2 protein-coding genes are annotated in these 1,525 nt (G+C 33.2%); both read left to right on the plus strand.

Annotation, left to right across the window (positions count from 1 at the left end; translation table 11 throughout):
* The coding region (locus tag AC1DRQ_RS31435) for a hypothetical protein (RefSeq protein WP_477430053.1) at nucleotides 1-383 on the plus strand (383 nt) is incomplete at its 5' end.
* On the plus strand, nucleotides 380-1,525 hold a 1,146-nt coding region (locus AC1DRQ_RS31440; RefSeq protein ID WP_477430055.1), incomplete at its 3' end, for an ATP-binding cassette domain-containing protein. The genes AC1DRQ_RS31435 and AC1DRQ_RS31440, both read left to right, overlap by 4 nt.

Genomic DNA, 1,525 nt, shown 5'->3' on the forward strand with positions numbered 1-1,525 from the left:
CATTAGAAAATCTTCAAGAAACAAATTCTCAAAATTATTTTCATGTCTTGACGCTATATCCGAACCAAGTCAAAGGCTATTTTGAAAATTATGAGTTTACTAATATGATCGGATGGTATAAAGCTTCAAGCGGCAAACTTGACCACCTATTCGGTTTCGGTGCAAATTTAAGTATAACGGATTTCTCCAAATCTGTTGAGACACATATGTCTACTCATAGTATTAATTATTTCCCCTATGAGGACTTCATTGCCATATTTCCAGACTTCAATTGCTATTTACCTGCTGAACAGGTAAAAATAACGGAAATCTTACAGTCTGATTATAAAATTGTCACTATTAAGGATAAAAACCAGATAATAGAATTAATGAAAAGACGATGAGTGAATTTGCAACTTTATTCGATGGGTTTAACGCTAGAAATCTGTCTACAAAACAAGTGGCCAGTAGCTTTATTATTCATCCACAATTTATCGAAATTACAAGGAATTGTAATAGCATATTACTTGGGCCTCGCGGCTGTGGAAAAACCACGTTATTAAAAATGCTGACTGTTGATGCTCAAATTGAATTCCACAAGGTATTCGGTCAAGATATGCATTCCAAAGTGCCCTTCTTTGCTATCTATATCCCAACAGATGTGCAATGGAAATTAGAAATTGAAAATTTAAAGAATAAACTGAACACTGAGAAAACGTTAATTGATACTTTATTAAGGGCTCTTATCAATACAAATGTTTACAATTCCATTTTGAATACTTTTTCGTCATTAATAGGGCTGATAAGTAAAGAATTGTTAAATAGTAATATCATAGATTTCAATCTTGATTTAATTAAAATATTGAAGTTGCCAACGGAGACATTGCCTTCTCTTTATTCAGTGGAACAGGAGGTGAACGAAAGGCGCATACACGTTAACTCAATTATTACTAAAATTCAGGACGGTGTAGAGATTAATGCAAATGACCTACCAAGATATTATAGTGAAGACTTTATGGATGTTCTATTATCCCTCAGTAAATCTTTTGAACATTTTTTTGGTGAGGACGACAACATTATATTTAAAAGCATAGGTAAACCATTTAAATGGGCTCTGTGTTTTGATGAATTAGAACTTGCACCGGACGAACTGCAAAAGAAATTAATCAGATACTTTCGCAGTAGATATCAGGGTTTTATATTTAAACTCACATCTATTCCAATTATCGACATTTTCGAGGCTGGTATGGACTTACCAAGCGCCGGCAATGATTATAACGCCGTCAACCTCTGGCTATATAATAATTCGCAGGAAAAATCTTGGGAGCTTTTTAGTGATCAACTCGTAAGATTGAAAGTCAAAAACAAGTTTGATTTATCAGTCATTCCAAAAGATGTTTTTGGACAATCTGGGTTAAGTATATATCTGAAAGAAACAACAACAGATTATATTTTGGATCAAATGGGTTCTGATTATTCAGATGAAAAAAAGCTATTGGTTCTATCAATGCGTGAATTATTCGATAGAGATGAGTCGTTTAAAAAC

This window comes from Mucilaginibacter sp. P4_E8, from assembly GCF_056401495.1.